Genomic DNA, 21,008 nt, shown 5'->3' on the forward strand with positions numbered 1-21,008 from the left:
GATGGTGCTACGAACTGACGCCTGTGTGTAGCCCCTTGCGCTTTCGTGGCGTCGCGTCACCGCGGCCGGGGCGTTCGCTCGTCTGGTCACTGTTCCGTCGCAGACGCCCCGCGCCATGCCGCGCCACCCGCATGCTGCTCTCCACCACAACCACCTGGGGGACACATGCGCACCCGCACCACCGTTGCCGCGGCCACCCTCGCGGCTCTGCTGCTCACCGGCTGCTCTGACTCCAACACCCACGACAAGCCCAAGACCGAGCCGAAGCCGACCCACACCGTCAGCAAGCAGGACCGGTTCCTCAGTGCCGTTCATGACGCAGATTTCGCCAGCTGGGCCGACAAGGGTCCGACCGACGACGAGCTGCTGGACTACCCAGCCCAGTGGTGCGAGGCCCTGCACTCCGGGCACAGCGTCGATTACATCTTTAGCGGCGGCGGGGCTGGGCTCTATCCCATCGGTATGGAGTGGGGCACGAAGAGGGAAGACGCCAATGAGGTGCTGCTCTTGGCAGTCACGGCCTACTGCCCGAAGTACCGAAGCCAGGTGGCGCAGGACCTTCGCGCCAGCGGGGCGTACTGACCGTCTCACCAGACGTCCAGGCCTCCACCGCGCCAGTCCCGGCTGGTCGGGGATGGGCGCGTCGTGGGGTGCTGTGACCCTCTCCCCGAATACTATGCCCCACCCCCTAGACATTCCCTAGGGGGTGGGGCATAGTTATGGATGTGAGGCCGAGGGATTCACCCCAAAGCCACCGCACCCAGGGGGACTTGATGGACACGACCACCGCCGCCACCGAAGCCCAGGTCACCGCCTCCACCATCCGCACCTGGTGCCGCCGCGGCGCCGTCGCCGCCACCAAGATCTCCGGCCGGTGGGTCGTCGACGCCGCCTCCCTGGCCCACCGCATCGCCATCGGCGCCCGCCGCATCGCGCTGAAGGCCAAGAAGGTCGTCCTCACCATCGAGAACATGGTCGCCATCGGCGGCCGGCGCTGGCAGAAGAACGGCAAGGACCGCGTGTACTTCAACGCCATCAGCCAGTACCTCGGTCTTGAGATCGAAAGCTACAAGAGCGGCAACATCCGCTGGGCCGCTCTCGACGGCGAGCAGATCTCGAACGCGGAAGCTGTTCGTTTGCTGGGCTCCATCTACAAGGTCTACTTCGACGCCGCGGATGGCGAGCTGTACATCCAGTGGGACATCCGCACCGCCCGGTCCCTGCCCCGCGACGAGATCGCCTCCCGCATCCGCAACGGCATCCGCACCGCGGTTGCCGCCCTGTGACCTGACACGCCACTTCCTGAACCGTCTGGAGGATTCGACATGACCATGACGCACTTCACCGCCTGGCTGACCACCGACCGCACCTGCCTGGAAGACGACCAGTGCGACGTCACCGTGCTCGCCGACAAGATCGCCGGATACGAGTTCGACAGCAACGGCTTCGAGACCAACACCCCCGTGTGGACCTCCGTCGGCGACCCGCTGTGGTACGCGAAGACCAGCCACACCGCCGACGAGGACGACGACCAGAGCGCGCTGGAGGAGGCCGAGGAACTGCTGGAGAAGGCCGGCTGGCGCCTGGTCGGCGGCTGGGAGGCTGTGACCACCGGCTGCACCGCCACCGTGGAGCGCGTCGCCGACGAGCTCGCCATCGCCTGACCCGGCCCCCCGCCTTTGGCCCGGCTCACAGGGCCGGGCCTTAACTCACGACAGGAGCAGCATTGATGAGTACGTCCCGCCCCGGATGGGTGAAGGCCGTCCAGGGGTACGACCGGCGCGCGGATAACCTGCGCCACCAGCAGTCGCTGATCGCTGACGAGCGTGCCGTGACGATCGCCACCGTCGTGGCCGGCTACGGCCGCGGGGGGCGTAACCGGGCGGCCGCCGAACTGGCAGTGTCCGTCGGGCAGGTCGACGAGGCCATCAAGCGGGCCCGCTCCGTCTACGCCCGGGAGCTGGCCGAGACACCGCCGCTGACGGCCGGCTTGTGGCAGGCGTTGGTGGGCATCATGCACGGCACCCTGGTGGACGTCACCTGGCTGGATCAGCCCGGCCAGCTTCTGGCCGGTGAGGTCGAGGACGCGATCGGCGAGGACGTGGACGAGGACGAGGACGAGGCCGCGATCTTGGCGGCCGCCGCGCGGTCCTGGTCCCGGATCCAGGCCCTGGCGGTGCTGGACGCGATCGGGCGTCGGGACCTCGACGCGCTTCCTACCAAGGAGTGAGGGCCACGGGCCCGCGGGCGCGGGCCCGGCTTCTTGCTGTATGGCCCATGGGCGACGCCGAGTGTTGGGCCGCTGCAAGCCGTTTGCCAGGGGAGGGATTTCATGAGCTGGGAACTGTGTGAGGCGTCGGCGTCCACATGCGGCACCGCGTCCGGGTGGCGCATGGGTGGCCGGTGCCCGCGGTGTCGCGCGGCGCACAACGCGGAGACCAGGCAGTACAGCGGGATGAGCGCGCGGCAGCGGGAGACCGTGCTGAACCTGCTACGGGAGGGCGGGGCCGAGGAAGAGGCGGCCAAGGAGGTTGGCCGGTCGGTCAAGTCGCTGCGAGCGACGGCCCGCGCGGATGGAGAGTTGTTCGCTGCGTTGGAGGGCCGGACCGTGGCCGAGCAGGTCGTGGCGCGCCAGGGGGACTACCTGGCGATGCTGACCCGGGTGGATGGGGACCTGTCGATGGCAGCCCAGGCCCTGGGGCTGGCCGCAGACATCAGCGATGTATGGCGGGCACAGTCCCCGCAGTACGCGGCGGCGGAGGAGGCGGTGTTGAGGCTGGTTGTCTCGGGCCGACCGCCGCAATTTAAGCGCAAGATGAAGACCGACGCGGAGTTGGACGAGGCGGCCGGCCTCCTGGAGCAGGGCAAGGGGGTGACTGAGGCCGCGCGGGCGATTGGCATCAGCGCCACCGGGTTGCGGGCTGCCGGCGAACGCCACGCACGTCTCGCGCAGGCGCTGCCTCCCAAGGTTGAGCGGGATCGCGCAGGGGCGGTCTCCGGGCTGACTGAGGAGGTGGCGCAGGAACTACGGCGCCTGTGGGCCGACAAGCGGATGTCCAGGCGCTCGATTTGCGTGCGGCTGGGGGTGTCGCAGTCAACGGTGACCGCGTGGGTGAAGTCGCTGGGTCTGCCGGCACGCAAAAACCAGAGGTGGCAGTAGCCGGGCGGTCGGTAAGAGCACGCAAGGTCATGGCTGCGGGGCCGGTCGTCACGCGCTGGCTTCCGCACAGCAAGCAGCAAGCAGCAAGCAAGGGAGGGTGATCGTGAAGGTGGAGGCTCGCGGTGGCGCTGCGAGGGCCGGGGGTGGTCCGATGAGCCCGGCGGAAGGTGCGCCGGTGCGCGCCCAGAGGGGGCTGCGGTTGGGCGCGCGTGGCGGCCGCCGCGCAGTCCTGGCCCTGCACCCAGGCCCTGGCGGTGCCGGAAGCGATCGGGCGCCGGAACCTGGACGTCCTCCCGGTCAAGGAGTAGCCCGGTGACCAGCTACAGCGGCATGAGTGCCCGAGACGTCCCAGAAGCCCGGCAGGACCTGATCGAGTGGGCCGCAGGCCGGGGCGGAGACCTGGTCGCGCAGCGTGGCCGCCCCGGGCTCGGAGCCGCCCTCGCCGCCTCCGTGCGGCAGGCCGAGCTGTACTTCGTCACCGCCGACATGACCCAGCTGGCCCACACCATCGGCCAGGGCCTGGACGTGTACGCACTGGCTGCTGACGACCTTCCGGCCGAGCACGGCCTGCTGGTGTGGGACGCCCCTGCCACCGGCGAAAGGCCCGGCGCGGCGCCCACCGCGGTGGCCTGGGGAACCTCCCGCAGCCGGCTGATGGTCTCTCTGCTCGGTCCGACGGGGGCGTACCGCGAGTGGTGCGCGACCGACTCCCCGGAGGCAGTCCGCTCCGCTCCGCTGGTGACTGCCGGGCGCCTGGTGTACCGCGGCCACGGCCCCGTGCTCCCGCTGGACGGCCCCGACCTTCCTTGGGACCGGCTGGGCTTCGGCGACTACGAAGAGGGCATGCGGACGCTGCTGGCGACGCTGATCCTGATCAACCAGCCTGTCGAGGCCCGTCGGTCGCTGCACGAAACCGAGGACATGACGCCGTCCCGGGCTTCCCAAAAGCGCATCCGGCGCGCGGGCGGCGATCCGACGCGGACAGTGCGTGCGGTCACCCTTCGCCAGACCCTGCGCCCCCAGGAGAACGCCGACGGCACCGGGGACCACGCCCGCCGGATCTACCGGCACCGCTGGTTCGTCAAGGCTCACCGCGTCCAGCAGTACTATCCTTCCCGCGGCGAGCATCAGACGATCTGGCGCGGCCCCTACCTCGTGGCCCCGGCAGGTTGCGAGGACGCCCCGATTCTCGGTGGGGAACGCGTCAACGTCCTGCGGCGGTGAGCTTCACCCCGGTCGGCGAACTCACGTCTCCGCCGGTCCGCCCATCGGCTGACCGGCGTCGCCCGCAGCCTGGCAGCGGGTGCAGTTGCCGGCGGCGATGCGGCTGGCCATGATGTGGCGGGCGCACCGGTCGGTGGTGAGACTGGTCCAGGCGACGGCGGCGAGCGCGGCGTACACGGCCACAACGAGCACGATCTGGAGTGCGTACATGGGCTGCTCCTTCGACGGTCCCGGCCGCCGGGCAACCCGGCGGAACCACTGCTTCCATAGCGCCACGAGCCGGCGAGGCATTCCCGCAAGAGGCCGCCGGGCGGCCGCCGCGCGGCATAGTGCGGGGGTGACCACAACCCCGCACCGCCTGGACGCCGGCCTCATCGCCGACGCCGCCACCCCCATCGCCGCCGCGCTTGCCGCAGTCGGAGACCTGGGCGTCGCGCCCACCGCAGACGTGCTGATCTCGTATACCGCCCGCGGCTGCATCGTGCGCGTCGCCGACCGCCGGGCCGAACACCAGACCGCGGTGGAGCACGCATTCCAGGACGCGTTCACCGCTGCTGGATGGGGCGTGACCTACCGCCAGGCCGGCGGTCTCGGCCTACAGCATCCGTCGGGCCTGACCCGCATCTGACAAGCCAGACGCGATGAAGCCCCCGCCTCATGAGACGGGGGCTTCGCGCGTGCGGCTACGGCCGCCGGACGGTGCTCGGCAGGTCAGTCCTCCCAATCCATCTCGGGCACTGCGGGCAGACCCGCCGCCTCTCGGCGTTCCATCTCACGCCGGACCGCGTCAGCTGACCCGCCGTCGAGCCCTGGGGCGTGCTGGCCGAGCAGGGTGTCGCGGTGCGCATCCGGTGCTTCGCCCTCAAACGGGTCGTGGTGCAGGTTGCTCATGAGCGGTCCCTTCCGGTCTTGGGTACGTGCTGGTCTACACGGGCGGGCAATTGGTGGCAGCGGATGGGCGAAAGTGGGACTGCTGTGCCGCGGGAGGCTACAGATGAGGAGTTCTCCGAAGTCTGGGAGGCGGCGAGCCCGTGAGACAACAGCGCCGCGGCGGGCGACTGATCTGTCAGCCGAGGCCGAGAAGGACCTTGTCTGGCTGCCGGATCCAGATCTTCTGGCCGTCGGGGGTGACGGTCATGCCCTAGTCGGTGACGCAGGCTCGCCGGCCGCGGCCCATGCGTCCCAAGCCTGCTCGATTTCGTCGGCGAGGCGTCGGGGGCCGTCTTGGTAGGCGGTGGTGGTGCCGTCGTCGTGGGCGGGATCGGCGGCGGTCATGCGGTCCACGGTCTCAGGCCTGGAGCGCGCCCGCACGGGTCATGCGGTTTCCCACTCGTGGCGGCCTTCGTGCCATCGGGGGCTGCTGCACGGCGGTCCCTCGCCGTCGTCGCCGATCATCTCGGTGGCCGCGCAGGGTGGGTGCTGCCAGTCGGGAGCAGCCCAGCGCAGGCTCCAAGCGGCGGTGCGGCCCGGCTTGATGAGGATGTGGTCGGGCCAGATCATCATGTGGGTTTTGCGGGGGAACAGCGCATCGTCGATGCCGGCGTGCTGGCCGGCCTGCGCGAGTAGTCCCTCAGCGTGCCAGTCGGCCTTTACTCGTACTGGTGGCCTGTACTTCGCCGCTGTGATGAGCCGGGCCAGCTCCGCCTCGAATCGCGCCAGTTGATCAGCACTGGCTCGGTTTCGGCGGATCAACTTGTCATGGAATACGACCTCCAGCCCGTGATCCCCGACATACGGATGAGACTCGCGGAGGCGTTCCGCCCACCAGGCGGCGGCGGGGCCGGCGGCGATCGAATAGTCGGAACCGGTCTTCTCCTCGTCGGAGTCGGGCGGGTTGATGACACCTCGGCGGGGGGCTTCACTGTTGCTGCCCGCGGCTGGCGCCGTGGTGAGCTGCTGCCGCATGTGCTCGGTGGCTGCCTCGGGGCTCTCGAAGGTGCTGAGTGTGAGCATGGCGGCGATCTGGAAGCCAGCAGCCATCCCTTCGTTGATGCGCCTCACGTCTTCGTTTCGGCTGAGGGTCGCGTTGCGGAGGGCTTTGGTGCGCTCGTCGTCCAGGCGGTCCACGAGGATGCGGTGGGCAGGTTGGTCGGTCGTGATCTGCCCGGTGGGCTCTGAGGCGGTTCGGGTGTCAATGGCGGCACGGATGCGGGCGACCACCAGACGCACCTCCTCGTCGGCCTCACTGTCGCCGTCGAATTCGGCTTTGACGCCGTCCAGGAGGCAGTGCCCACGGGCGAGTGCCGCCTCTGCTCGCAACGCGCGTTGGCGTTCGGCGTGCCACTGGTCGGCGGTGGGCGAGCAGTCGCCGCGGCCACACGCGGGGCAGTAGCCGCGGTTCGTCCGGCTGTCCGGCTGTCCGCCACCGCTGACCTGCGCTGTCTGGCCTGTCTGGGTGCTGGTGGACACGCTGTCCTGGCTCGTGTCCGGGTTGTCCTGGGTGGTGTTGGTCATCGTTCGGCCTCCTCTCCGAGGATCTGACGGGCCACGGCGAGTGCGTGGCGGCCGTACTCCTCCTGGCGGCCCAGGTGGATCGATAGCTCCAGCCGGGTGGCCTCCGCGTCGAGCCACTCGGCGAGCGCGAGGCCGACCGTAGGGTCCACGGCGGCGATGTAGTCGGCATGGCGGACGTGCATGTAAGCCGGGCGTTGGGGTGAGCCGCCACGGACGAGACGCGGCCAGGGCACTCGGCGGCCGTCATCGAGGGTGAGGTAGTCGCCGCAGAGGACGGGCTCTCTGCTGTCTGCGAAGGCTGCGGTGGTCCAGTGGGCGGTGGGGGTGCCGTCGGTGTCGGTGCTGGCGGCGGTGGCGAGGGTGCGCAGCAGCTGTGCGGCGGCGCGGATCTGGTCGGCGGGGCCGGGATCGGTCATGGGGTCTCCGGTGGTTGGGGTGCCCGGCCGCGCGTCGGCGGCCGGGGTGGTGTTGGGTGCCCGAGGTGGGATTTGAACCCACACTTGATCCGCTTTTAAGGCGGCTGCGTCTGCCCTTGCGCGACTCGGGCCGGTCGTGGTCAGGCGGCTTGGTCTGGCTCGGGTAGGTGCAGGTCGACGACCGTCCGCGGCTTGGGGACGGACCGCCGCGGCGCCCGCTCTGGGTGGGGCTGAGGGTGGTCGGCGTTCGCATCGGCGCACCCCGGTATGGCGCACCAATGCAGTCCGTCGAACGTGACGCCGCCCCACGCGGTGAGCGCCGCGGCAGCAAGGCCGCGTGCCAGGGCGTTGAACGCTTCGGCGCAGTGCTTGCCGCCGAACTGCAAGGCGTCGCCGTGAGAGCCAACGATCGCCGCGCACGCCTTGGCTATCTCACACCGCTGCTCCGGTGTGAAGCCGCGGAGATCATCCATGTGCTCGGGTACCGCCAGCCGAAGCGTCTCCAGCAGTACGAACCGCTGCATCTCGTCCATCACGCGGCCACCCCCGCCCGGCGCCGCTTACGAACGTGCGCAGAGATCGAATGCAGTTGAGTCGGCTCCGTCGTGGCCCGCCGGTCCCGCCACCCGCGGCGGGGCGTCTCGCCCTCCCACCACAGAGCCAGGAACGCGTTCCGGGCATGGCGCACCTGGGCGTAGAAGGTGCAGTGCTTCAGGCCCAGCGCGTCAGCGGCAGCGTAATAGTTCTCGTGTACGGCCAAGGCGTGGAGCGCCGCCTGGTACCGCGGGTGCAGCCGCGGCCAGATCTGCGTCAGCGCCAGCCGCTCGACGACCGGCTCCTCCGGACCGGCCGTATGACGGGTGACGGTCTCCCAGTAGGCGTGCCACTTGGGCAGGTCCATGCGGCCGGTGTAGGTGTCGCCGCGGGATCGAGCGACGCCGCGCTCTTCGGCGGTGCGGGTGGTGAGGTAGTCGGCTGCCCGCCAGGCCGCGCAGTACAGATCCCGCTCGCTAGGTGGATCGAGTGCGGTGTACAGCAGCTCGACGGCGGCGTGCCATCCGGTGGCGTAGCGCTCGTCTGCGTCGCATGCCCGGTATTGGTGGGTGCGGGTGACAGCACGGCGCACGACGTCGTCGAGTTCGGCGAGGGTCCAGCCCCAGCGGATGCCGTCGTCCCGACCGGGCCCAGGAGTGCCGGCCGTCTCCTTGATGGGGTCGAGGGTGAACTCGCCGACGCACGCGGTGCCGCGGTGCACGGTGCCGGCCAGGCCATCGAGGTGCACATCGACTTGGGCGCCGAGGAGTCCGCGGGCGTGGTGGTGGACGGCCTGGGCGAGGTCGACCGGGGTGGTGCCCGTGACGGTGCGGTGGACGGGGGGCTGGCCGGGGACGGTGAGGGTGAGCTGGTAGGTCATCACGCTGCTCCTGTCCGTGTGGTGGGGCCCGGCCGTCGTGCGGGCGGCCGGGCCAGGTGGGTCAGGCATCGGCGGCGGCGCGGCACTCCGGCCGGTCGAGGTGGTAGCGGGGCGCGGTCGCCGGGTTCGTGCCGGGGGCCGGGAGCGGGCCGACCCATGTGTGGCCAGTGCCGGTGATGGGGTCACCGCAGTGCGCGCAGGTGTTGGCGGTGCGCCGGTCGATGGCGGCGATCCACGCGAAGGCGACGGCGGCGACCTGCACCAGCTCGGTGCGCAGCGCGGCCGGGTCGTCCTCGGTCAGTGCCTCGCAGACCTCTTCGGTGAGGATGTCGCGCCAAGTGACGGTGCCTGCAGCGGCGTTACGCTGGCAGATCTCGCGGGCGTCGTGAGCGGCGAGGCTGGTGGACACGAGCTCAAGCAGCTCGTGCCTGGGGCCGGTGCCGTTGGGGTGGTTCTGCTCGCCCCACTTGCGGTCTTGGGCGGCGCGTTCGGTGTCGATCTCGGCGGCGATGGGGCCGAAACCGGGGGTGGTGAACAGGCGCGGGTACATCAGAGGGGCTCCTCAGGTGGTGGTGTGGGAGGGTTGGCGGGCCCGCCCCCATAGCCGCGGGGGCGGGTGTTCGACGTCACGCGGGGGTCAGGTTGGCGGGGCAGTCGGCCCACGGGATGGGGGCGGCGTGGTCGTCCGAGCAGGCGGGGCAGTGGTCGCCCATCGGCGCGTCGAGGCAGATGAACACGCCCTGTGGGGAGCTCGTGTGCCGGTCGGCCCAGGTGTCCCAGGTGCTGCTCTGCCGGTCCGGCTCGGGCCCGTGGGGGTCGTGCTCGGAGCCTGCCTCCCAGTACCAGGGTTCGGGGCGGTGACGGCTGCGGTGGGTCATGAGCGGGTCTCCTCAGGCTCGGTAGTTGGCGATGTCGGGTAGGTCGCGGGTCGGTTGGTCGAGGCGGCGGGCCCACCGTGGCCGGGGTCGGGGCAGTGCGGGTTGGATGGGGATGGCGAGTTGGCCGGCGTCGGCGAGTGCGGCGTGGTCCAGCGGCTCACGGCCGGCCGGGCCGGGCACCGTGGTGGTGGCCGGGCGGAGTCGGCGCCGGCAGACCGGGCCCAGGCCGTCCGGGGAGGGGCGGCTCAGCGGCCGGCGGCACGCCCGGCACTCGGCGGTCACGCGGCGCCCCCGAAGTCGAGCATGCCCTGCGCGAACCGCTTCTTGGCGAGCTCGTGATAGGCGGGGTTGAGGTCGATGCCTACGTACTTCCGTCCGAGCTGCCTTGCTGCGGCGCCCGTTGTGCCGCTGCCGGAGAACGGGTCGAGGACGGTCCCACCCGGTCGGCAGCCGGCCTTGATGCAGCGCAGCGGCAGATCGATCGGCATGACCGCGAAGTGCGCGGACGGATACGGCTTGGTCGCGATCGACCACACATCGCCCGGGTTGCGGGTTTCCTTGAGCGCGCCGAGCGTCTTGCTGGGCGCACCACTCACGCCGAGGTTCTCCGTGCGAGTCTTTTCGATCCATCGAGCGTTGGCCGCTGTGCTGCGCGCGTGCGCTCCGCCGGTAGTGGGCTCACGGATGGCGTCGAGGTCGAAGTAGTACCGCGGCTGCTTGGCGAACAGGAACAAGTGCTCGTGGCGGGCGGTGAGCCGGTCACGTACCGACTCGGGCATGGCGTTCGGCTTGTGCCACACGATCTTGTTGCGGAGAGTCCAGCCGTCGTCCTGGAGCGCCATCGCCACGCGCTCGGGAACCATGAGCAGGTTCTTTGCCGGAAGGCCCGTAACAGCCCTACGAGCGGCCGCCGCCTCGGCTCCGTCGCGGCGACGGGATGGACGGCCCTTCTCCTGCTTCCGCTGGCCGCTGTTGCCCTCGCCGTGCCACCGATCGTTGAAGCCGGTGTTCAGTGCGCCCTGGCCGCTGCTGTAGGAATCGCCGAGGTTGAGCCACAGTGTGCCGTCGTCGGCCAGCACCCGGCGCGCTTCCGCGAACACGGCGCGCATCGTCTCGACGTACTCCGCGGGCGACGCTTCGAGCCCGTACTGGCCGGGCGTCCCGTAGTCGCGGAGTCCAAAGTAGGGCGGGGAGGTGACGATGCAGTCGACCGCACCATCCGGCAGGGTGCGCAGCTGCTCCAGGGCGTCGCCGAGCAGCAAGGTGACCTGCTCGTCACGGTAGTAGGGCTCCGTCACCGGTCGCTCCCCTCGGCCTTCGGCGTGGCCGGTACGGTCACGTAGGCCACGTCCAGATCCAGCCAGGCCAGCAGGGACACCAGGGTGTGCGCGTCCGGGGCGTGTCCCTTGGTGAGGCGGTGGACGGCGTTGGAGCCGACGCCGGCATCCCGGGCGACGGCGCGCCACGACAGGCCGCGTTGGCTGCGGGCGGCGTTGAGGCGGCGGTGCAGCTCGGCGACGTTGAGGCGGTAGGCGGTCACCGCCCGCTCCCCTCGGCCGCGCGGGCGTCGTGCTCGGTGGTGAAGCTGATAACGATCTCGTCGTCGTGGGCGCGGAAGCGCAGCGCGTCGTCGGCCAGCGGCGCATCGTCGGGCAAGCCGTGGGCCACCCGGTACGCGACACCTGCGGCGGCGAGAGCGCTGCGGAGGTCGCCGAGGCAGGCGCCCCGCGGGTCCGGGGCAGGGACTATCCATTCGTGGAGGGTGCTGACCACGGTGCGGCTGGTGTAGGTGGCCATCAGCGGTCGCCCCCCTCGGCCGCGCGGGCGGCAGTCAGGTCGATGAGGCGGGCGTACTTCTCCTCGGTGGTGTGACCGTCCCAGCCCGTCAAACCCTCGCTGGTCGGCCGGACGTGGCCGAACAACTCCAGGTCGCGCTCGGCGATGTGCCAGCTCATCTGTCCGGCGGGTGTCTCGACGATGACGACGGGCCAGTCCGGGGCGTCCGGGTCGGTGTGGCCGATGTGGGAGAGGTAGCGGGAGGCCAGGTAGGCCACGAGGTGGGCGCGCTCGCGGTATGCGGCATCTCGTTCGGCCTCGGCGCGCTGGAGCCGGTCCTGGAGGTCGTCGAGCTGGTCGCTGGTGATCGAGTCGACCGTGTGTCGGCCGGTCGTCTCCGGCTCCTGCCTGGCGGCGGCCGTGCCGTGCTCCTCAGCTTCGTGGGCGGCGATGTGCCGGGTGCGGGCCTCGGTGTACTTGTCGGGGATGCCGTGCACGGACCAGTAGCAATCGGGGTGGGGGCAACGGACGGGAGTGATGGGACTGAGATCGGTCATCGCGGGGTCCTTCCGGGTGTGGTGTGATCGGTGGGTGCCGCCCCGCTTGCCCCGGGGCGGCATGCCCGTGTGCGGGGTCAGAGGGTGGTGAGGCGTGCGCCGCAGAAGCGGGCGCCCCGGCCGGCCGCGAGGTCGAGCCACAGGAACTGGCCCGCCGTCCGCTTGCGGTTCATCTGGAAGATGCAGTCGGCCATCTCGGGCCGGCCCATCTCGGTGAGCACGGGCCGCAGGTACGGGATCGCGTGCTCGGTGACCGCGCGGGCGAAGGCGGTCGGGTCGTCGCAGGTGAGGGTCAGGTCGGGCACCGGGCGGGTGTCGCCGAGGTGGCCGAACTCGATGCGGTAGGTAGTCACGGGGTTCTCCTCGTTGTGGCGGTTGGCCGTTGTACGGCGCTGTGCGGGCGCGTGGCGGCTTGTCAGGCGGCGGGGCGGACTGGGCGACAGGTAGGGCCTGCGGGGCGCTCAGCGGCCCTTCTGGCGCCTCTGACGGGTCATTGCGCGGCGGGTGGCCCGGTTTGGTCCCGGCGGATCCGGTTCGTCGTCCCCCACGACCCGCTCTAGGCGGACCAGTTCGGTGACCCAGGTGACGCCGGGGCGGGGTGTGTGCTCGCCGCTCGGCGCGGACGAGGGTCCGGTCATGCCGCCCTCCCGGCCTCACGCGAGGCGACGTAGACGGCGGTGAGGCGCGCGGTGGCCCACGTGTGCCCGCAGCCGGGGCATCGGTAGCCGTGGACGATCGAACGCGGGCGGGTGCGAGTCGCGATGGGGCGTATGCCGCGGCGCAGGCAGGCCGGGCAGGTATCGGTGAGGTTCACGGCTGGCCTTTCGCTCGTCGGCACGGCAGGCATGGGCAGGTCGAGTCGCAAGGTGGCCGTCCGGCGAGGTACCAAGCCCGGTAGTCCTCCACAGCACGCTGGGCCTCGTCGTCGGGAATCTGCGGCCATGGCCCAGGTGGGCCGGTCCCGTCCGGCCATGCGCCAAGCCGCGGCCGCGGGAGAGGAGCGTCCGCCTCAGGCCGGCGCTGCTTCGGGGCCGCAGGAGTGACCCCTGCTACCTCCAGCAGGAAATCCTTGAGGTCTCCCTGCTTGCGGGCTATAGCGAAGTCCTCGGGCGTCACGTCGGTCATCACGGCACCGCCATGTCCACGAAGCGAGCAAAGTGCCCCTGGAAGGCGCATGTGATGATCGCCGTGGGCCCGCCGCGGTGCTTGCCGACGATCAGGTCGGCCTCGCCAGCCCGCGGGGATTCCTTCTCGTAGGCGTCCTCCCGGTGCAACAGGATCACGATGTCGGCGTCCTGTTCGATCGCCCCTGACTCGCGGAGGTCGGACACGACCGGCTTTTTCTCCTGTCGCTGCTCGGGCCCGCGGTTCAGCTGGGCAAGCACGACCACGGTGATGCCGAACTCCTTCGCCAGCAGCTTCAACTGGCGAGACAGCTCCGAGACGGCTACCTGCCGGGACTCGGCCTTGGGCGCCTGCATCAGCTGCAGGTAGTCGACGACGACGAGGCGGAGGCCGGCGGTGCGCGTCAGATTGCGGACGCGGCTGCGAAGGCCGGGCATCGTGAGGGTGGCGTTGTCGTTGATGTGCAGTGGCGCGGGCTTGATCTTCGCGGCGGCTTGGGCCATGCGCTGCACGGCGCGGTCGTCCTCGCAGACGATGCCCTGCTTGATGTGGTGGAGGGCGACCTGGGCCTCTGCGGCGACGATGCTGTTGCCGAGCTCAGCGTTGCCCATCTCCAGCGACTCGAACAGGGTCGGGATGCCGTTGCCAATCGCGGCGGCCCGGGCGAAGCCGAGACCGATGGTCGTCTTGCCCATGGCGGGGCGAGCTCCCACGACGACGAGCTGCCCGGGCGCGAACCCGCCGCAGAGCAGGCTGTCGAGGTCGATGAACCCTGTCGGGATGCGGTCCTCGTTCGTGGGCGGGGTGATCGCCCGCTCGAGGACATCGCCCAGCAGCTCACCCACCAGGATCGTCTCGCCTTGCTGCTCGGCACGGACGACACCGTCGAGTTCAAACTGTGCGGCGGCCACATCCTGGTCGGGGTCGAAGGCGGCGGATCGGGCGCGCAGGATGCTGGAGTGGCCGTGAGCGGCGAGGCGGGCCGCGATCGCCTTCTTCGCAATCCGCTCGGCGTACCAGTCGGCGGAGCCGAGCTGGGCATGCCCATAGAGCTCAGCAAGCTGGTCCTGGGTCAGCGGGACGCTGCCCATGCGGCCATCGGCCCGCCACGCCTGCAGCTGCCGGTCGACGGCGATGTACCGGATCTCCCCGTCGCGGAAGCTGGCGCGGAGTTCTTCGACGGCGTGCCAGACCCACCGGTAGCGGTCCTCGGTGAAGTCGGCAGGGTCGAAGCCGGCGACGGCGAGCTCGTCGACGATGTCGGGCCGGGCCATGGCGGTGGCGGCGAGGATGCGCTCCGCGTCGGGGTCCGCGGGGGTCGCAGGCATGGCGGGCTGGTCATCGAGCGGGCCGTCCCACAGGTCGCTGCTCATGCGGCGGCCCGCTTACGGCGATCGTCGCCTTCGAGGAGCAGGACGCCGCCGCGGAACATTTCCCGGAGCCTCGACTGGACCCGGTCGCCGACGATGCCGCCGGTCTCGCCGGGCAGTACGTCGCAGGTGATCAGCACCGGCCGGCGGTTGATGTACCGCTCGTCGAATAGCTCGTACAGCCGTTCCTGGGTCCAGCCGGTCGGGGAAACCCGGGCGGCGGCGAGGTCGTCGATGTACAGCAGGTCGGCGCGCTGAAGCTGGGCGGTGAGGACGCGAGCGTCATAGTCGCGGCTGTCCGGCCGGAGCGCATCGAACAGGCTGGTGGAACGCCAGGCTTCGATGGACGGTTGGCGGCCGGTCAGGGCGATACGGCAGTCGAGCCAGCGACGGGATGCCTGCCAGGCGGTGTGCGTCTTGCCGACTCCGATGGCTCCGGTCAGGAACAAGTTGCGCGGCGCGCTCGCGTCCTGCCCGGCCCACTGGGCGGCGTGTGGGTGGATGTCGATGTCGTGCCGGTAGATGGCGGGGGTGCGGTTGAGGAATGCGGTGACGGCGTCTTCGCGCCGTTCGCGGTAGACCGACTCACGTGGGTCGGGCTGGTCGTCAGAAGTTGAGGGCACGCTGCTTCTCCTCGTCTGTCATGTGGTTGAGGTCCCGCGGGGCGGTCCGGGGGCCGACGGCGCGCAGCCGGGGCGGGCCGGGTTGCGGGTCGGGCTCGTCGTCGTAGCAGCCCTTGTTGAGCCAGGTGGCGGGGAACTTCGTGTACTTGGGGTCCTGGCTGAAGCGCTCGCGGGCGTAGGCCTGCGCGGCGTTGACGATGTGCTTCGGCTCGGCGCCGCGTTTGATGGCGGCGATCCACGCCTTCTTCGCTTCCTCGCGGGCGCGCTTCTTCGGGTAGACCGTCCAGAAGGCCCCGAAGGCTTCGAGGTGCAGCTCCCCCTTGGGCTCGTCTGTCTGAGCCGCAGGCGAAGAAGAGTCTTTATGTAGTTGGTTGTCTGACGGTTGTTGGTGGTTAGGGCGGCGTTCCGTGCGTGACGGACGGACTTTAAGTGCGTGACGGCTAGGCGTTGCGTCCGTGACATCGGCGGTCACGGACTCTGTGTGCGTGACAGTCACAGCGTTTCCGTGCGTGACAGTCACGGACTCTGCGTGCGTGACGCCCTTCGAGCGGGACCGACGCTTCCTCTCGGCTGCCGCAGCCCGGAAATCGTCCTCCTCGCGCTCAAGGTCGCTCCAGTCCGTCGCCGGCCGCCGCAGTTCCATCGCCAGCTTGTAGCGAATGCGACTCTCGACCATGCCGTCCTTCGCAATCAGGCCAGCCCTCTCAAGGCGGCGCAGCGCGCGCTGAACCGTGGTCCGGTCGTAGCCGGTGCGGTATTGGATGCGGAGCACCGAGGGGTGCGCGTCCGTGCCGGACGGACTGGCGTGCTCGGCCAGCGCCTGAAGGACGTGACGGGCAGTGGTGTCCGCCTTGCCCTTCTCAGTGCGAGGCATAGGCGCCTGGTCCATGGCCCAGGCGACGGCTTCGGTGCTCACAACGTCTTCTTCCTGGCGTCTCGGGTGGGGTGACTCGAAGCCAGCTAGCGACTGGCTTCGCGGTCCAGCCGCGGCTTGTGCTGCTGGTCAGGGCCGGTTGCGCGGCCGACAGCCCGCTGTCACGCGGCAGCGGCGAAGTCGGGGCCGCGGTCTTGGTGGGTGTGGACGACGGCTCGGAGCCGGTCCCCGATCCAGGCACCGACCTGGGGAGCGAGCAGGCGGCGCGGTCGACGGTTCGTCATTTGTGCCTCCTGTTTGCACACGCCTTCGAGCAGAAGCGGGCCTTGCCGACCTGACCGCGATGTATCTGCTTCTCCTGGCCGCACTTCTCGCAGTTGATGAAGTACGGGCCGCCGTTGCGGGCTGCGGCGCGAGCCGAGATCAGCTCGTTGCGGCACTCCCACGAGCACGTCTGCTGGCGCTGCCGTTTGGTCGGGTGCGGCGTGTACTCGGTCTCGCAGATGACGCAGGTATTGACCCGAGCGTGCTTGTCGTTGTGGTGGCGGGAGTGCTCTTCGTGCGTCATCAGCTGGAGGTTCTCCAGCCGGTTGTCGTGCTTGTCGTGGTTGATGTGGTGCACGACGTACCCGACGGGCACAGGCCCGTTGGCCTGCTCCCACACCCACTTGTGCTCGCTGTGAGTGGCGCCTTGGCGCTTGACGGTCTTGTAGCGCTTCACGCGGCCACCCCCGCCCGGTCAGCGAGGAGCCGGATCGCGGCGACGGCCTGCTGGGGGACGACGCCGTTGCCGAGGGCCTTGAGCTGCTGAGTGCGGGTGAGGCCCGGGACGTCGGTGACGTGGCCGGCGGGCAGGCCCATCATCCACTCGACAAATGCGGGGCTCAGTCGGCGTCGATCGTCAGTTGCCCGGGGGGCACATCGGCCGGTGACCCCTTCCCACCGCGCGACCGCCGGGGCGTACTGCCCCCACTCCATGACGGAGGCGCCTCGTCCAGGCTCGTCAGTTCCCTCGGTACCTCGCCGTTCGCCAACTCGACTGCTTGTTCCAGGCTCGGCGACGAGCTGGAGTTCAGGACCGCCGACCGGCCCGTCCGGGCGGCTGCGACCCTGGGCGTCGGGAGTAGCTGCACGACGGCGGAAGGCAGCGCCAGGTCGCCCTTGCTGCCGCGCTGGTTCGGGCCGCCCTTCTCCCCGTCCGATGCTCTCGGCGTGGGCAGCAGGGATACGGCCGTCCTCAGGTCCGGGCCTCCCTCCCCGTGTGCTCCCGCCCCGTTCGTGTCCGAGGTCCGAGGCGTCGGCAACAGCTTCACGGCGATCGCGAGCGGAGTTCCCTGCCCGTTGCCATTGATGCCCTTGGCCAGGTTGCGCTGTCGCCGCGCTTCCCAGGACTCCAGACTCTCCCCGTCGTTCGGGTTGCTGGCCGCTGGCGTCGGCAATGTCTGCACTACGTTCGGTAGTCCGTCCTCGTACCCACGCCCCCGAGAGTCCCGGGCCCGGGGTGTCGGGAGCTGTTGCGAGGACGATGAGCCGGCGCCGCTGGTGGGGAGCGCCGACCTCGTCCGCGCGTACAACATCCCACTCAACATCGAACCCGAGGTCGGCAAGGTCGCAGAGGACAGTGTCGAAGCCGAGTCGAAGGTGATTCGCGACGTTCTCAAAGACCGCGATTCGGGGTCGAAGAACCCCAAGGGCACGGGCAATGAAGGGCCAGAGGTGCCGGTCATCATCGGTACCTTTCAGGTCGCCGGCGAGGGAGAAGGGCTGGCACGGGTAGCCGCCGATGAAGATGTCGACAGGTTCGACCTGCCGCCAGTCGAGGGTCGTGATGTCGCCGAGGTTGGGCACGCCGGGCATCCGGTGGGCGATGATCCGGCAGGCGCCTGGGTCAACGTCGGCCGCCCAGGCGAGTTGTCCGCCGAACACCTGCTGCACGGCCTCATCGAGGCCGCCGTAGCCAGTGCACACGGAGCCGATGACCAGGTCGTCGTGGCGGAATCGACGGCGCCTGGTGGCCGGCCGGTGTGTGGCGGCCCGGCTCTTGTTCTTGGACGCACGGTTGGTCATGCCGCCTCCCTCCTCTGCTTGGACATCGCCCAGCGTTCGCGGGCTGTCTTGCCGCCGCGGACGCCGTTCCTGTGCGACGACACTTTGTTGCCTTCCTCGGCGAGGGCAGCGGCGAGGCATTGGCGGCGCACCGGGCAGCCGCCGCAGATCGCCTTGGCTTCCCTGACAGCCGACCCGTGGTTGGCTTCTGTGGTGAACAGATCGGGGTCGATCTCGCGGCAGCGGGCGCTGATCTCCCAGCCAGGGACGGGGATCACGCTGCCTCCCCGTACTTGCGCCAGCCGGGGCCGCGGTCTCCTGCGAGCTGGCCGCGGACGTAGGACTCGGACCGGCCAACCCGACGGGCGATCTCGCCACTGCTCACGCCGAACGCGGCAAGGTGGTGAATCTCGGCGCTGGCTGCGGCTGCAGCCTCAGCACGTCCCCCTTCCCGAGCGGCGGGCCCCGGTTCGGGCAGGGCTGCGGGATCGTCGATGGTGTCGGTGTCCCAGGCGAGGGGGCCGTGCCAGCCCTGCCGGGCTGCATGATTGCGGGACCGTACCGAGGAGCCGGGTACCAGCACCCACTGCCGGTAGACGCGAGCGACCGACTCAGCGGTGGTCACGCAGACCCGCGGGTACGCGCCGTGAGCGAGGTGACTCAGTGCGTTCGGATGGAAGCCGATCCTCACGGCGATGCTGGCCATGGAGTGGCCCATGACGACGAGGGCGCGGAGACGGCGGACGGTTCCAGTTGCGTCGGTGTACCGGGGCGGCGGGGGCGGCCCGACGGGGAGCCCGAGGACGCGGCGCTCAGTGGCGGGGCTTACCTCGGTGACCTTGCCGCTTGCGATGCCGCTGATGCCGCGAGCGGAGCATCCAGTTGCGTCTGCGATCTGCGACCGAAGCCAGCCGGCCTCAAGGAGACCGCGGATGCGGTCCAGGGTGGGCCCAGCGGGCACGCGGCGCTTCTGTCCGCGTTCGCGGTCGAGCCGGTAGCGGCTCATGTAGCGGTAGTGAGCGTCAAGGCATTCGGGGCGGCGGCAGCCGCGGAGGTAGCAACGGCGTTCGCCGTGCTGGGGCGGTGTGCGGGTCACCTTTCTTTTTCCTTCCTGGCGTTCTCGATGACGGTGAGGTGCTGGCGGGCCCAGTCGGGGTGGGGCTGGGGTTGGAGGAAGTCGTGCTCGGGGAGGCGCTCAGCCGGGGCGGCGTCCATCAGGCGGCCCGCTCCCTGGTCTGGGGCCGGCGTGCGGCGGCGATGGCGCGGCCCTTGTCGGTGATCTGCCAGACCGCTATTCGATGGCCGTGGGTGGGGCCGCTGGTGGAGGGCACCATCTGGCCGGTGTGGCGGATGATCCCGCCGGTGCGGAGGCTGTTGATAGCGGCGCCGAGGAAGCCGTGGCCCATCTCGGGAAGGACGTCGCGCAGGCAGTTGGCGCTGAAGGTGTCATTTACGAGGCCGTAGGCGAACACAGCCTGCTCGACCAGGAAGCGGTCCCAGGTGGACTGCTTGACGATGTCGTCGAGGAGAACGTCCTTCTCTGCTGTTGCGAGGCGCTCGGCTGGGGTGAGGCTTCGGGTCATTGGGGGATCTCCTTGGACTGGGTGCGGCAGCAGCGGAAAGCAGCGGTCTTCGTGATGCCAAGTCGGTCGGCTACCTGTTGGAGACTCAGGCCCTGGTCGCGCAGCCTGCGGGCCCTGGCGACGACGTCCGGGTTGTTCCGCGCAAAGTGGTTCCTGTGCGGGTGGCCCTTCCGTGCGCCAGGAACAGGTGGCTCGCTCACGTGGGGCCAGCCCGCACCTCTGATGGCTCGGTGGGCAGTGCTGCGGGCTATCCCGAGCTCGGCTGCGAGCGATCGGATAGACCGGCCACCCCGAGCCGCCCGGCGCATTTCTGCGACGGTTTCGTCGTCGAGCACGGCGTTCGGTCGCTCTGTTCCGGTGGGCCAGGTCTTTGAGCCGCGACGGTTGCGCTCGTAGGTGTCACGGACGTTCTGCGACACGGAGCCGAGCTCCAGGTGATCCGGGCGTACACAGGGAGGCGTGTCGCAGCGGTGGCGAATCACCATCCCCTTAGGGCACGGCTCCTCGTTGGCGAGATGCCAGGAGAATCGGTGAGCTAGGAGGCGCCGCCTCTGGTGCATGAACTGTCCGTACTCTCCTGACTTGCCCCCGGTCCAAATCCAGCAGCCGGGCCCCCGCTGGACCCTCGCCCAGAAGCGGGTCACAGTGCCTGGGTCTTCGATTCCGTGGAGTAGCGCGGCATCGGTCCCGGAGGAGTCGACGGGATGGCGTGTCATTGGGCACCGCCCTCGAATTGCTGGGTGGCGCGTGCGCTGCCCTCTCCGCTGTTGAGCCAGTCCAGGAGGGGCTGGGCGATGTCGCGGGCCCCGTTGGGCCGGTCGATGGCCTTGCGGTGGAGCGCCGGGCAGCGGGACTTGAGGACTTCCAGCCGGTTGTCGAGGTCCATCGCGACGGCAACGTCGAACTCGTACTCGATGCTCTTGCGCTGCTCCGGCCTCATGCCGACTCGATGCGGCTTGCCGTTCTCCAGCACCCACTCCGTGTAGGAGCGCATCGAGCAGACGACGTGACCGGGGTAGTCGAGGATCGCGGCGACCATGTCGTTCTGCAGCGGGGTGCCGTCCTTCCAGCCGGCGAACTTGTTCCCGCCGTACCGGCTGCTGGCCCTCTCGACCTGGTCGAGGGTGCCGTCGGTGCCCTTCCAGAAGTGGGAGAGGCTGTCGACGAACACAGTCGGGTAGCTGGCCTGCGCGGCGGCGTCGAGGACGCGGATCAGGTCGCGGGGGTCGTAGCGGTCCATGGGGCAGATGTCGAACTGGATGCCGCGGTGCCCGGCGTAGAGGCTGGCGGCGCCCCGCTCGGTGTCGATGACGGCGAACTTGCTGCCCTTGGACAGGCCGTGGGCGATGCTGAGCCCGGTCCAGGTCTTGCCGGAGCCCGACATGCCCTGGATGGACAGGCGAGCTTTCCGACCGCTCTTGCTGGCGGGCCGGAAGGCGAAGGTGCCGACGGTGGCCGCCTCGGGCTGCTGCTGGCGGGTGCGGACGGGCGGGGGGAGCTGGGTCACG

Annotated in this window: 34 protein-coding genes and 1 tRNA gene; 7 read left to right on the forward strand and 28 right to left on the reverse strand. The window is 70.1% G+C overall.

What is annotated here, in order from left to right:
- Positions 1 to 165: 165 nt before the first annotated feature.
- The 6 genes from CD790_RS25900 (at position 166) to CD790_RS25925 (ending at position 4,384) form a co-directional block, all read left to right on the forward strand.
- A complete protein-coding gene (locus CD790_RS25900) occupies positions 166 to 582 on the forward strand; it encodes a DUF732 domain-containing protein (protein WP_144385756.1) in 417 nt (138 codons plus the stop codon).
- A gap of 191 nt (positions 583 to 773) precedes the next feature.
- Complete coding sequence (locus CD790_RS25905; RefSeq protein ID WP_144385757.1) at positions 774 to 1,286, forward strand: hypothetical protein; 513 nt, start codon at positions 774 to 776, stop codon at positions 1,284 to 1,286.
- A gap of 39 nt (positions 1,287 to 1,325) precedes the next feature.
- Positions 1,326 to 1,664, forward strand: coding sequence for a hypothetical protein (locus tag CD790_RS25910; protein WP_144385758.1), 339 nt, complete (start codon positions 1,326 to 1,328; stop codon positions 1,662 to 1,664).
- Between the two features lie 65 nt (positions 1,665 to 1,729).
- Positions 1,730 to 2,230, forward strand: coding sequence for a hypothetical protein (locus tag CD790_RS25915; RefSeq protein WP_144385759.1), 501 nt, complete (start codon positions 1,730 to 1,732; stop codon positions 2,228 to 2,230).
- Positions 2,231 to 2,332: 102 nt separating this feature from the next.
- Positions 2,333 to 3,160 (forward strand): hypothetical protein, encoded by an 828-nt coding sequence (locus tag CD790_RS25920; protein WP_144385760.1) that lies wholly within the window; start codon positions 2,333 to 2,335, stop codon positions 3,158 to 3,160.
- Positions 3,161 to 3,472: 312 nt separating this feature from the next.
- Positions 3,473 to 4,384, forward strand: coding sequence for a hypothetical protein (locus CD790_RS25925; RefSeq protein ID WP_144385761.1), 912 nt, complete (start codon positions 3,473 to 3,475; stop codon positions 4,382 to 4,384).
- Positions 4,385 to 4,405: 21 nt separating this feature from the next.
- Here the strand turns inward: CD790_RS25925 and CD790_RS25930 are convergent, their stop codons facing one another.
- On the reverse strand, positions 4,406 to 4,594 hold the full coding sequence (locus CD790_RS25930; protein ID WP_144385762.1) for a hypothetical protein: 189 nt from the start codon (positions 4,592 to 4,594) through the stop codon (positions 4,406 to 4,408).
- 127 nt (positions 4,595 to 4,721) lie between these two features.
- Between CD790_RS25930 and CD790_RS25935 the strand changes: the two genes are divergently transcribed.
- On the forward strand, positions 4,722 to 5,012 hold the full coding sequence (locus CD790_RS25935; RefSeq protein ID WP_144385763.1) for a hypothetical protein: 291 nt from the start codon (positions 4,722 to 4,724) through the stop codon (positions 5,010 to 5,012).
- Positions 5,013 to 5,095: 83 nt separating this feature from the next.
- Here CD790_RS25935 and CD790_RS25940 read toward each other — a convergent pair whose 3' ends face one another.
- The 27 genes from CD790_RS25940 to CD790_RS26045 form a co-directional block, all read right to left on the reverse strand.
- Entirely contained in the window at positions 5,096 to 5,275 is a 180-nt protein-coding gene (locus CD790_RS25940; protein ID WP_144385764.1) for a hypothetical protein, read from the reverse strand.
- Between the two features lie 243 nt (positions 5,276 to 5,518).
- Positions 5,519 to 5,659, reverse strand: coding sequence for a hypothetical protein (locus CD790_RS34845; protein ID WP_186319236.1), 141 nt, complete (start codon positions 5,657 to 5,659; stop codon positions 5,519 to 5,521).
- Between the two features lie 39 nt (positions 5,660 to 5,698).
- Positions 5,699 to 6,838: a hypothetical protein gene (locus CD790_RS25945; RefSeq protein ID WP_144385765.1), complete on the reverse strand. Its 1,140-nt coding sequence runs from the start codon at positions 6,836 to 6,838 to the stop codon at positions 5,699 to 5,701.
- Positions 6,835 to 7,254 (reverse strand): hypothetical protein, encoded by a 420-nt coding sequence (locus CD790_RS25950; protein ID WP_144385766.1) that lies wholly within the window; start codon positions 7,252 to 7,254, stop codon positions 6,835 to 6,837. The genes CD790_RS25945 and CD790_RS25950 overlap by 4 nt, the downstream gene beginning before the upstream one ends.
- Before the next feature lie 57 nt (positions 7,255 to 7,311).
- Positions 7,312 to 7,385, reverse strand: a tRNA-Leu gene (locus CD790_RS25955).
- A 9-nt stretch (positions 7,386 to 7,394) separates the two neighbouring features.
- Positions 7,395 to 7,787 (reverse strand): hypothetical protein, encoded by a 393-nt coding sequence (locus tag CD790_RS25960; RefSeq protein ID WP_144385767.1) that lies wholly within the window; start codon positions 7,785 to 7,787, stop codon positions 7,395 to 7,397.
- Positions 7,787 to 8,668, reverse strand: coding sequence for a hypothetical protein (locus CD790_RS25965; protein WP_144385768.1), 882 nt, complete (start codon positions 8,666 to 8,668; stop codon positions 7,787 to 7,789). The genes CD790_RS25960 and CD790_RS25965 overlap by 1 nt, the downstream gene beginning before the upstream one ends.
- Positions 8,669 to 8,729: 61 nt before the next feature.
- Positions 8,730 to 9,218, reverse strand: a complete 489-nt coding sequence (locus CD790_RS25970; RefSeq protein WP_186319237.1) for a hypothetical protein — start codon at positions 9,216 to 9,218, stop codon at positions 8,730 to 8,732.
- A 76-nt stretch (positions 9,219 to 9,294) separates the two neighbouring features.
- Positions 9,295 to 9,546 carry a hypothetical protein gene (locus CD790_RS25975; protein WP_144385769.1) on the reverse strand — a complete coding sequence of 84 codons (252 nt, stop codon included), beginning with the start codon at positions 9,544 to 9,546 and terminating at the stop codon, positions 9,295 to 9,297.
- Between the two features lie 12 nt (positions 9,547 to 9,558).
- On the reverse strand, positions 9,559 to 9,828 hold the full coding sequence (locus tag CD790_RS25980) for a hypothetical protein (protein ID WP_144385770.1): 270 nt from the start codon (positions 9,826 to 9,828) through the stop codon (positions 9,559 to 9,561).
- The gene (locus CD790_RS25985; protein ID WP_260867884.1) at positions 9,825 to 10,844 is read right to left on the reverse strand and encodes a site-specific DNA-methyltransferase; all 1,020 of its coding nucleotides are present in this window, start codon (positions 10,842 to 10,844) and stop codon (positions 9,825 to 9,827) included. Before CD790_RS25985 ends, CD790_RS25980 begins: the two co-directional genes overlap by 4 nt.
- A complete protein-coding gene (locus tag CD790_RS36185) occupies positions 10,841 to 11,086 on the reverse strand; it encodes a helix-turn-helix domain-containing protein (protein WP_260867885.1) in 246 nt (81 codons plus the stop codon). Before CD790_RS36185 ends, CD790_RS25985 begins: the two co-directional genes overlap by 4 nt.
- Positions 11,083 to 11,343, reverse strand: coding sequence for a hypothetical protein (locus CD790_RS34850; RefSeq protein ID WP_186319238.1), 261 nt, complete (start codon positions 11,341 to 11,343; stop codon positions 11,083 to 11,085). Before CD790_RS34850 ends, CD790_RS36185 begins: the two co-directional genes overlap by 4 nt.
- The gene (locus tag CD790_RS25990; protein WP_144385772.1) at positions 11,343 to 11,879 is read right to left on the reverse strand and encodes a hypothetical protein; all 537 of its coding nucleotides are present in this window, start codon (positions 11,877 to 11,879) and stop codon (positions 11,343 to 11,345) included. The genes CD790_RS34850 and CD790_RS25990 overlap by 1 nt, the downstream gene beginning before the upstream one ends.
- A 77-nt stretch (positions 11,880 to 11,956) precedes the next feature.
- Positions 11,957 to 12,232, reverse strand: a complete 276-nt coding sequence (locus CD790_RS25995) for a hypothetical protein (protein WP_144385773.1) — start codon at positions 12,230 to 12,232, stop codon at positions 11,957 to 11,959.
- Positions 12,233 to 13,003: 771 nt separating this feature from the next.
- The gene (locus tag CD790_RS26000; RefSeq protein ID WP_144385774.1) at positions 13,004 to 14,377 is read right to left on the reverse strand and encodes a replicative DNA helicase; all 1,374 of its coding nucleotides are present in this window, start codon (positions 14,375 to 14,377) and stop codon (positions 13,004 to 13,006) included.
- Positions 14,374 to 14,997 carry a DnaA ATPase domain-containing protein gene (locus tag CD790_RS26005; protein WP_144385775.1) on the reverse strand — a complete coding sequence of 208 codons (624 nt, stop codon included), beginning with the start codon at positions 14,995 to 14,997 and terminating at the stop codon, positions 14,374 to 14,376. The genes CD790_RS26000 and CD790_RS26005 overlap by 4 nt, the downstream gene beginning before the upstream one ends.
- On the reverse strand, positions 14,981 to 15,913 hold the full coding sequence (locus tag CD790_RS26010) for a helix-turn-helix domain-containing protein (RefSeq protein WP_144385776.1): 933 nt from the start codon (positions 15,911 to 15,913) through the stop codon (positions 14,981 to 14,983). Before CD790_RS26010 ends, CD790_RS26005 begins: the two co-directional genes overlap by 17 nt.
- A gap of 119 nt (positions 15,914 to 16,032) precedes the next feature.
- Entirely contained in the window at positions 16,033 to 16,155 is a 123-nt protein-coding gene (locus CD790_RS36190) for a hypothetical protein (protein WP_260867886.1), read from the reverse strand.
- Positions 16,152 to 16,592 (reverse strand): HNH endonuclease signature motif containing protein, encoded by a 441-nt coding sequence (locus CD790_RS26015; RefSeq protein WP_144385777.1) that lies wholly within the window; start codon positions 16,590 to 16,592, stop codon positions 16,152 to 16,154. Before CD790_RS26015 ends, CD790_RS36190 begins: the two co-directional genes overlap by 4 nt.
- Positions 16,589 to 17,938 (reverse strand): DNA cytosine methyltransferase, encoded by a 1,350-nt coding sequence (locus tag CD790_RS26020; protein ID WP_144385778.1) that lies wholly within the window; start codon positions 17,936 to 17,938, stop codon positions 16,589 to 16,591. The genes CD790_RS26015 and CD790_RS26020 overlap by 4 nt, the downstream gene beginning before the upstream one ends.
- Positions 17,935 to 18,195 carry a WhiB family transcriptional regulator gene (locus CD790_RS26025; protein WP_186319245.1) on the reverse strand — a complete coding sequence of 87 codons (261 nt, stop codon included), beginning with the start codon at positions 18,193 to 18,195 and terminating at the stop codon, positions 17,935 to 17,937. Before CD790_RS26025 ends, CD790_RS26020 begins: the two co-directional genes overlap by 4 nt.
- Positions 18,192 to 19,013: a hypothetical protein gene (locus CD790_RS26030; protein ID WP_144385779.1), complete on the reverse strand. Its 822-nt coding sequence runs from the start codon at positions 19,011 to 19,013 to the stop codon at positions 18,192 to 18,194. The genes CD790_RS26025 and CD790_RS26030 overlap by 4 nt, the downstream gene beginning before the upstream one ends.
- The gene (locus CD790_RS36195) at positions 19,010 to 19,132 is read right to left on the reverse strand and encodes a hypothetical protein (protein WP_260867887.1); all 123 of its coding nucleotides are present in this window, start codon (positions 19,130 to 19,132) and stop codon (positions 19,010 to 19,012) included. Before CD790_RS36195 ends, CD790_RS26030 begins: the two co-directional genes overlap by 4 nt.
- On the reverse strand, positions 19,132 to 19,500 hold the full coding sequence (locus tag CD790_RS26035) for a hypothetical protein (protein WP_144385780.1): 369 nt from the start codon (positions 19,498 to 19,500) through the stop codon (positions 19,132 to 19,134). The genes CD790_RS36195 and CD790_RS26035 overlap by 1 nt, the downstream gene beginning before the upstream one ends.
- Entirely contained in the window at positions 19,497 to 20,216 is a 720-nt protein-coding gene (locus CD790_RS37005; protein WP_144385781.1) for an HNH endonuclease signature motif containing protein, read from the reverse strand. The genes CD790_RS26035 and CD790_RS37005 overlap by 4 nt, the downstream gene beginning before the upstream one ends.
- Positions 20,213 to 21,007 (reverse strand): ATP-binding protein, encoded by a 795-nt coding sequence (locus CD790_RS26045; protein WP_260867888.1) that lies wholly within the window; start codon positions 21,005 to 21,007, stop codon positions 20,213 to 20,215. The genes CD790_RS37005 and CD790_RS26045 overlap by 4 nt, the downstream gene beginning before the upstream one ends.
- Position 21,008: the final 1 nt, after the last annotated feature.

Source organism: Streptomyces sp. SAJ15, from assembly GCF_007595705.1.
Lineage (GTDB): Bacteria > Actinomycetota > Actinomycetes > Streptomycetales > Streptomycetaceae > Streptomyces.

What these genes read in the sequence shown, in the direction of transcription:
- CD790_RS25905 (WP_144385757.1), top strand. Translation starts at nt 774, where the DNA reads ATGGACACGACCACCGCCGCCACCGAAGCCCAGGTCACCGCCTCCACC.
- CD790_RS25920 (WP_144385760.1), top strand. Translation starts at nt 2,333, where the DNA reads ATGAGCTGGGAACTGTGTGAGGCGTCGGCGTCCACATGCGGCACCGCG.
- CD790_RS25910 (WP_144385758.1), top strand. Translation starts at nt 1,326, where the DNA reads ATGACCATGACGCACTTCACCGCCTGGCTGACCACCGACCGCACCTGC.
- CD790_RS25990 (WP_144385772.1), bottom strand. Translation starts at nt 11,879, where the DNA reads ATGACCGATCTCAGTCCCATCACTCCCGTCCGTTGCCCCCACCCCGAT.
- CD790_RS25950 (WP_144385766.1), bottom strand. Translation starts at nt 7,254, where the DNA reads ATGACCGATCCCGGCCCCGCCGACCAGATCCGCGCCGCCGCACAGCTG.
- CD790_RS25900 (WP_144385756.1), top strand. Translation starts at nt 166, where the DNA reads ATGCGCACCCGCACCACCGTTGCCGCGGCCACCCTCGCGGCTCTGCTG.
- CD790_RS34845 (WP_186319236.1), bottom strand. Translation starts at nt 5,659, where the DNA reads ATGACCGCCGCCGATCCCGCCCACGACGACGGCACCACCACCGCCTAC.
- CD790_RS25960 (WP_144385767.1), bottom strand. Translation starts at nt 7,787, where the DNA reads ATGGACGAGATGCAGCGGTTCGTACTGCTGGAGACGCTTCGGCTGGCG.
- CD790_RS36195 (WP_260867887.1), bottom strand. Translation starts at nt 19,132, where the DNA reads ATGGACGCCGCCCCGGCTGAGCGCCTCCCCGAGCACGACTTCCTCCAA.
- CD790_RS25965 (WP_144385768.1), bottom strand. Translation starts at nt 8,668, where the DNA reads ATGACCTACCAGCTCACCCTCACCGTCCCCGGCCAGCCCCCCGTCCAC.
- CD790_RS34850 (WP_186319238.1), bottom strand. Translation starts at nt 11,343, where the DNA reads ATGGCCACCTACACCAGCCGCACCGTGGTCAGCACCCTCCACGAATGG.
- CD790_RS25970 (WP_186319237.1), bottom strand. Translation starts at nt 9,218, where the DNA reads ATGTACCCGCGCCTGTTCACCACCCCCGGTTTCGGCCCCATCGCCGCC.
- CD790_RS36190 (WP_260867886.1), bottom strand. Translation starts at nt 16,155, where the DNA reads ATGACGAACCGTCGACCGCGCCGCCTGCTCGCTCCCCAGGTCGGTGCC.
- CD790_RS25975 (WP_144385769.1), bottom strand. Translation starts at nt 9,546, where the DNA reads ATGACCCACCGCAGCCGTCACCGCCCCGAACCCTGGTACTGGGAGGCA.
- CD790_RS25915 (WP_144385759.1), top strand. Translation starts at nt 1,730, where the DNA reads ATGAGTACGTCCCGCCCCGGATGGGTGAAGGCCGTCCAGGGGTACGAC.
- CD790_RS25940 (WP_144385764.1), bottom strand. Translation starts at nt 5,275, where the DNA reads ATGAGCAACCTGCACCACGACCCGTTTGAGGGCGAAGCACCGGATGCG.
- CD790_RS26020 (WP_144385778.1), bottom strand. Translation starts at nt 17,938, where the DNA reads ATGACCAACCGTGCGTCCAAGAACAAGAGCCGGGCCGCCACACACCGG.
- CD790_RS26000 (WP_144385774.1), bottom strand. Translation starts at nt 14,377, where the DNA reads ATGAGCAGCGACCTGTGGGACGGCCCGCTCGATGACCAGCCCGCCATG.
- CD790_RS25930 (WP_144385762.1), bottom strand. Translation starts at nt 4,594, where the DNA reads ATGTACGCACTCCAGATCGTGCTCGTTGTGGCCGTGTACGCCGCGCTC.
- CD790_RS25945 (WP_144385765.1), bottom strand. Translation starts at nt 6,838, where the DNA reads ATGACCAACACCACCCAGGACAACCCGGACACGAGCCAGGACAGCGTG.
- CD790_RS26035 (WP_144385780.1), bottom strand. Translation starts at nt 19,500, where the DNA reads ATGACCCGAAGCCTCACCCCAGCCGAGCGCCTCGCAACAGCAGAGAAG.
- CD790_RS37005 (WP_144385781.1), bottom strand. Translation starts at nt 20,216, where the DNA reads ATGACACGCCATCCCGTCGACTCCTCCGGGACCGATGCCGCGCTACTC.